Consider the following 7,145-nt stretch of genomic DNA (forward strand, 5'->3'; position numbering starts at 1 on the left):
TCCATATTACAGCAGCTATGTACCAGGCCAATGCCCGCCACCGCTGTTAACTGCCACTGCGCGTTTAAGGCACGCGATGTACGTGCACCATAAGTAAGGTAAGCGTTATGCTGATCGTACCACTGCCCCTTGCCACAGGCTATTTCGGAAGCATCTACTCCTGCACCAGCGGTTATAGAGTCGCCAATGTATTCTATCATTCGCCTGGGCTGGTTAAACGGCAAAAGCTTTTCGCATATCAAACCAACAAATTCCATGTAACCCATGCCCGATTCTGTATCCTTACAAATAAGCAGGGTATGCTCACCGTTAGATAAACCCTTAGCAATTTGGATGGTATTTGTTTTACCCGTTGTTTGGATGCGCTGTGGCTTACCATCTATAACCACTTCTATGTAGTTATGCGTTTTGCCAAAAAGCTCTTCGTCGTTTATTAACAACTGGCAGGAGGGGCCTTTAAATTTTGTAGTAATATATACGCCGGGTGACCAAAATTTTGGCTTTTCGGGATTGGTAAAATCTACCCGGCCGGTATATTTAAAATATTTGTTATCGGCTTTAAACAGCTTGAGTTTGGGTGATGCTTTCCCTGATGCAAATGCGGCAGATAGCAATAAAGTAAAAAGTATACTGAAGTAAGTTTTTCTCATTATAGATGGTACAATCGGTCAGCATAAAATTAAACAACCTTAGTTCATCACCCTAATACTTTTATAACAATTTAGGCATAAAAAAGGGTGGATGCTTTGCAGCATCCACCCTTTTAATAGTACTTTATAAGAACATTAGTTATTATCGTCTTCAGGATCATCTGTTGCCAGACCTACAACTTTGTAAACTTTTTTATTGTCGTTGTCGCGTTGCTCCTGGAAATAAGTTCCGTCTGGTGCAACATATAATTTCTCACCGTTAACTTTTATTTTACGGCTATCTTCCGGCAATGTTGTTAAAATATCGCCTATTTGGTAGGGCTGGTAATCGGCATCAGAGCCGCCGCCATCTGTATTCAGTTCACCATCTTTACCGGCAACTTCATACACAACAGTACCGTCATCTTTAGTTACCGCACGGTAGTAAACACCGTTCGATTCGTAGTACTGCTCACCATTAATGGTTATCGCATCTGCTTTTGAAGGTAATGAATTTACCTGTGCACCAACCGGTGGTTCAACCACAGTATATTGGTTATCGTTTTGCTGATAATACAATCCATCGCTATAGTAGTATTGGTAATCGCCCCAATAGAATGGGTAATATCCGTAAGGCAATACACCTATGCTGAAACCAATTCTTGGCAGGTAGTATGAGTTATAGTAACCACGATAATTATAATAACCACGGTTAAAATAGCGTGAGCCATAACCACCTCCGTAACCATATCCATAACGGCCATAGTTACCACCACGGTATCCGTTTGAACCACGGTAAGTGCCACGGCCATAGTTACCGGTATAAGGGCGGCCTACATTTGGACGGTGACCAACACTTGCGCTGTTGTTATAACCATTTGGCCTAATACCAACATTTGGGCGGTTAAAACCACCCGGCCTGCTTACGCCAACATTGCCGTTTGACGGGCGGGTAAAACCACCCGAAGGGCGACTCATACCAACGTTTCCGCCGGAAGGGCGACTAAAACCGCCCGATGGACGGCTTACGCCAACATTACCACCTGATGGCCTGCTAAAACCGCCACCACCACCGCCTGATGAAGGACGACTAATACTGCCGCCGCCGCCACCACCACCGCCTGATGAGGGTCTGCCGCCACCGCCACCGCCGCCTCTATGCTGTGCGTTGGCAGAAAGGCCCAAGCCCAGGAATAACATCCCGCTTAGGGCCACACCTAATAATTTTTTATATCCTGTTTTCATTTTGAATTTTATAATCGATCAGCCTGTTAATGCTGAAGTGTATATATGACTACGAAATACATCAACGGTTTAATTGATGTTTAATTATTTTTATACAATAAATGAGCCGCTAACAGCCCTATTTGTCAGGCTTATATCCTTATTAGACATCTTCGGATATAAACAGGAAATCTTCATCAAAATTCAGGCTGATAAAACCATCGTGTGTAGTAATGAATTCATTGCTTCCCTTAGCCGCCAAACCGCTGGTTTGCAGGTTTAAATATAGGGATAAGATGCGGATAAATTCGCCGGCTGGTTTCCATTTGCTAAAGCCTGGGTTTACAGCGTATATTTTTCGGTCGCCACTAAATATTACCAGGTTAATTTTATCAGCAAAGGGCATAAAATCATCCAGGGTAACATCGTCAGCAACTATGTTAACCGCTTTGTATTCGTTTTCTATGAGATAGTTTAAAGCGGCTTCAACGAGCGTGGAGTTACCCTGCGGGATAAGTTTTACATCAGATTGCAGGCTTTCGTCAATTTCATCCGCTATAATAATGTCTATCTTTATTTCGTAGATGTTTATTTGTTCGGCAACCAGGGGCGTAGTAATAACCGTTGGGCTCCACTCCAGCAGCTGGCCAAGTAATTCTTCGGAAAAGTTATTTAGCCCGAGCACCAGCAGTGCCGGTTCCTGTTTTTCGCGAACAATGTGGTGGGATGACATTATATTATATACAGATGAATAATTTGTCAAAGGTAATTTAAATAAATAGTTTTAGTATTCGTTAGCAGGTGGCCGGAAATGATATTCAGATAAAGCGTAAGATAATTCATATTGATATGGACGCATTTTACGCATCTGTTGAGCAACGCGACCATCCTGAATATCGCGGCAAACCACTGGTTGTTGGCGGCTTGCCCGAAGGGCGGGGAGGCGTTGTTGCCACCGCCAGTTACGAAGCACGTAAATTCGGGATCCGCTCGGCTATGCCATCTAAGCAGGCATTACAGCTTTGCCCGCATGCTATTTTTGTAAGGCCCAGGTTTGCCGCTTATAAAGAGGTATCACAAAAGATCCGCGAGATCTTCGGCCGTTATACCGATCTGATAGAACCTCTTTCCTTAGATGAAGCCTACCTGGATGTTACCAACGACAAGCTGAACATAGGCTCGGCAATAGAAATTGCCCAACAAATAAAACAAGCTATAAAGGATGAACTAAACCTTACTGCTTCGGCAGGGGTATCTGTAAATAAGTTTGTGGCCAAAATTGCTTCGGATATTAAGAAGCCAGACGGGTTAACCTTCATAGGCCCATCATCGGTGGAGAGTTTTATTGAAAACTTACCAGTAGAAAAGTTTTACGGAGTAGGTAAGGTTACTGCCGATAAAATGAAGAAGCAGGGCCTGTTTACGGGTGCCGACCTAAAGAAGCTAACAGAAAATGAAATGATAGCGCAGTTTGGCAAAGCAGGCGCGTTTTATTATCGTATAGTAAGAGGCATTGATGACCGCGATGTACAACCGCATCGTGAAACAAAATCAATGGGCGCCGAAGATACCTTTGCTTACGACCTTACAGGCATCGATGAGATGTATACCGAGTTAGAAAAAATTGCCAAAACAGTGCACGACCGCCTGCTCAGGTATCAGCTAAAAGGCCGCACTATAACCCTTAAAATAAAATACAGCGATTTCAGGCAGATCACCCGGAGTTTATCCCTGCCAAATTGTATTGACGATTTTAGTATCATATTAAATACATCTAAAACCCTGCTTGCTGCTACCGATACCGAAAACAGCCGCATAAGATTACTTGGAATTACCGTTTCAAATTTTATCCCTGTAGAAACAAAATCCATCCCACCATCTGACCAGCTAAGCCTGTTTGATATTTGAAATAATTCAAATAAAGCACAATATTTCAATAATTATCTTAAAAAAACAGTTCTAACGCTGTTATATTTTAGATATATGTCATTTTATTGATAAAAAAGGCATTTTACACCCTGCTAAAACAGTCGATTTGAATGAATTTCTCATTTTTTTTGTGATTTTTTAAAAATAATTATAAAAAAATATGATTTTTATTGACAAATTGATTTTAATATTCTTATTTTAGCATATGCAATTGAAAGAAGCCAAGCATATTTTTATATTTTTCTTAGTATTTGATACTATTGGCTCAATCATTTTAACTGTTTTTAAACAAAAAACCGAAGCTTTAAAGACTTTATCTGCAAAAATTAAGGCCGAAAGCAAAAAAGAGGCATCCCAAGCAGGAGTTTATCCCGTTAATAGGTCCAAAATATTTGAAAACAGGTTAAATCCATTACAATTATTTGCATACAACACAACAACTGCATTAAACACCGCGACAGTTTATATAAATGGATCAAATTACAAATTTAGTAAACCGGCATCAGCTTACAGGTTGCACCCTGAGCTGATGCTGTTTCCGAAGCACTCCTTTTGGTGAACTACACGGGCCGATAGTTAAAGATCGCTCCCCCATAATACTGACCCTAATACTAACTATTAACTAACCCTTTCCTTTTAAAACAAAAAAATGAAAAAAATTGTACCCTTTGGAATCCTCGTTATTGTTGTTATCCTGGCGTTTATATACCCGGGTAACGTAGCGGCGGCCAAACCCGCAACAACTTACAATGGTGCTGACATTGCCTGGATGCTTATCTCTACCGCCCTTGTATTATTAATGACACCGGGCCTTGCCTTCTTTTATGGCGGTATGGTGCGCAAAAAGAACGTTATCTCTACAATGCTGCAAAGCTTTGTTTGTATGGGCCTTATTACTATCATCTGGGTAGTATTTGGTTTCAGCATGGCTTTTGGCGATGATGTAGGCGGTTTAGGCTTAATTGGTAACCCTAAATCATTTTTCATGATGCAGAACACTTTAGGTGTTGCCTGGTTAGGTGGCACCATCCCGGTTATTCTTTTCGCTATGTTCCAGTTAAAATTCGCGGTTATTACACCAGCGCTTATTACTGGTGCATTTGCAGAGCGTATCCGTTTCAACTCCTACTTAATTTTCATCACCCTTTTCATCATTCTAATTTACATCCCTCTTGCTCACGCTACATGGCACCCGCAAGGTATCTTCTTTAAATATGGTGTGTTAGACTTTGCAGGTGGTACTGTTGTACACATGTCTGCTGGTTGGGCTGCGCTTGCATCTGCACTATATCTTAAAAAACGTACCGGTGCCGAAGAAACACACCACCCTGCACGTATCAGCTACGTAATATTAGGTACAGGTTTACTTTGGTTTGGCTGGTTTGGTTTCAATGCCGGCTCTGCATTAGGTGCTGGTGAGCTTGCTGCTACTGCTTTGGGTACTACAACTACCGCATCTGCTGCTGCTGCCATGTCATGGATATTCTTTGATATATTAAGAGGTAAAAAACCATCTGCAATGGGTGCTTGTATTGGTGCTGTTGTAGGTTTGGTTGCAGTAACACCAGCTGCGGGTTATATTACCGTATCAAGCTCGCTTATTGTGGGTATTGTTGCCGCGGTTGTAAGTAACCTGGTAGTTATCTGGAGAAGCAAAACCAATATTGACGATACCTTAGACGTATTCCCTTGCCATGGTGTAGGTGGTATGGTTGGTATGCTAATGACCGGTATCTTCGCTACCAAAGCAGTTAACAGCGCTGGTGCAGAAGGCTTAGCTTATGGCGAAACCGCATTATTTATCAAACATGTTGTTGCATTGGTTGCTGTATCAGTATTTGCTTTTGTGGGAGCATTTATCCTGCTAAAAGTAACTGATTTGATCAGTCCGTTACGTGTAACTCCTGAAGAAGAACTTGCAGGTTTGGACGTAACCCAACACGACGAAGAACTATAATAACTGAACTATAATTGACTGACTAACTAACGAAGAAAAGGGGGTGCGAAAGCATCCCTTTTTTGATTTAAGGACGTTTTATTGTTAACCACAGAGAACACTGAGGAATGGCATTTTTGTTAATACAGAGAGCACAGAGGTTGGATATTCAACTCTCTGTGCTCTCTGTGAAAATCTTTGTGTACTCTGTGGTTAATTATTAAACCCTAACCCAGCCTTATCACTCAACACCCATTTACCTGCACTAAACCCGGGCATTTTATACGGGTTATTGGTGGTTAAAAAAGGCCCATCCAGGTCTGCCCAATCGCATTGTGGGGCAAGGGCGGCGGCGGCAAGGGTGGCGCAGCTGGTTTCACTCATGCAGCCTATCAATATTTTTAAGTCCAGTTCGCGGGCTTTGTTTATCATTTGCTGCGCTTCGTACATCCCGGCAGACTTCATCAGTTTTATATTGATGCCATGGTAAACTCCTTTAGCCTTTTCTACATCCGCCAGGCGCTGTACTGCTTCATCACCAATAATAGGAATGGGGCTATGCTCGGTTATCCAGGCATTACCATCAATATCAGTTTTTAACATGGGTTGCTCTATCAGTTGCACCCCTTGCTCTGCAAGCCAGTAGATCAGGTCGAGGCTTTGCTTGCGGTCTGTCCAACCCTGATTGGCATCCACATAAAGCGGCACATCGGTAACCGACCGTATGGTTTGTATCAGCTCTTTATCACTATCACGCCCAAGTTTTACTTTTATCACTTTCAGGCCTTCGGCTTCTTTTACCTTTTGAAGGATCACCTCTTTGGTATCTATCCCAATAGTACAACTGGTTACCGGCATTTTTGCAGGGTCGCTACCCAAAAGTTTCCAGCAGGGCTGGCCTTTTAATTTGCCATCAAGGTCATGCAGGGCAATATCAATAGCTGCTTTTACGGCCGGGTTACCGGGAGCGATGCTATCCAGGTAATTGACTATGGATGCAAAATCAAATGGATATTTAAACTGACTGGCATCAACTTTACTCAAAAAATCAATCGCACTTTGATGACTTTCGCCCATATAGGGCACCATAGATGCTTCACCGTAACCGGTGTGGCCCTCGTAAGCTATCTGCACCAACATCAACGGTGTTGAGGTCCGCGAAAATTTTGCGATGGTAAAAGGGTGCTTTAGCAGTAATTCGAAGGGTTGATAAGTAAGCTGCATGTCAAATCTCAAAGCTAAAATATTCCTGTTAAATTCATGCTTATCTTTGCGGCCATGCCGGCACAAATTTACGCACCGTTCGAAAAGTTTAATTTTAGCAACAGCAAGTGTTTCCTAACGGGAGATGCTTTGCAAAGCGAAGAAGAAAAGATCCAGGTTTTCCCACAATGGTTAATGAGCCTTTACAACCTGGAAGACCAACC

Annotated in this window: 6 protein-coding genes and 1 pseudogene; 3 read left to right on the forward strand and 4 right to left on the reverse strand. The window is 42.3% G+C overall.

Features of this window, described 5'->3' with window-relative positions; genetic code table 11:
• The 3 genes and pseudogenes from JWQ85_RS07625 to JWQ85_RS07635 form a co-directional block, all read right to left on the reverse strand.
• Positions 1-650: pseudogene (locus JWQ85_RS07625) on the reverse strand (acetyl xylan esterase); the annotation flags it as partial.
• Positions 651-785: 135 nt separating this feature from the next.
• Complete coding sequence (locus tag JWQ85_RS07630; protein ID WP_299466372.1) at positions 786-1,874, reverse strand: DUF6515 family protein; 1,089 nt, start codon at positions 1,872-1,874, stop codon at positions 786-788.
• Between the two features lie 142 nt (positions 1,875-2,016).
• Positions 2,017-2,586, reverse strand: a complete 570-nt coding sequence (locus JWQ85_RS07635; RefSeq protein WP_299466375.1) for a thiamine pyrophosphokinase — start codon at positions 2,584-2,586, stop codon at positions 2,017-2,019.
• 83 nt (positions 2,587-2,669) lie between these two features.
• Here JWQ85_RS07635 and dinB point away from each other — a divergent pair, with 83 nt between their 5' ends.
• The 3 genes from dinB to JWQ85_RS07650 all read left to right on the forward strand — a co-directional run bounded on the left by dinB (position 2,670) and on the right by JWQ85_RS07650 (position 5,739).
• Positions 2,670-3,761: a DNA polymerase IV gene (dinB, locus tag JWQ85_RS07640; protein ID WP_299466383.1), complete on the forward strand. Its 1,092-nt coding sequence runs from the start codon at positions 2,670-2,672 to the stop codon at positions 3,759-3,761.
• Positions 3,762-3,993: 232 nt separating this feature from the next.
• Entirely contained in the window at positions 3,994-4,341 is a 348-nt protein-coding gene (locus JWQ85_RS07645; protein WP_299466378.1) for a hypothetical protein, read from the forward strand.
• 90 nt (positions 4,342-4,431) lie between these two features.
• Positions 4,432-5,739, forward strand: coding sequence for an ammonium transporter (locus JWQ85_RS07650; RefSeq protein ID WP_299466381.1), 1,308 nt, complete (start codon positions 4,432-4,434; stop codon positions 5,737-5,739).
• Between the two features lie 192 nt (positions 5,740-5,931).
• On the opposite strand, the gene JWQ85_RS07655 is transcribed toward JWQ85_RS07650, so the two are convergent.
• The gene (locus JWQ85_RS07655; RefSeq protein ID WP_299466385.1) at positions 5,932-6,942 is read right to left on the reverse strand and encodes a dipeptide epimerase; all 1,011 of its coding nucleotides are present in this window, start codon (positions 6,940-6,942) and stop codon (positions 5,932-5,934) included.
• Positions 6,943-7,145 lie beyond the last annotated feature (203 nt).

It is taken from the genome of Mucilaginibacter sp., assembly GCF_028288105.1.
GTDB lineage: Bacteria > Bacteroidota > Bacteroidia > Sphingobacteriales > Sphingobacteriaceae > Mucilaginibacter.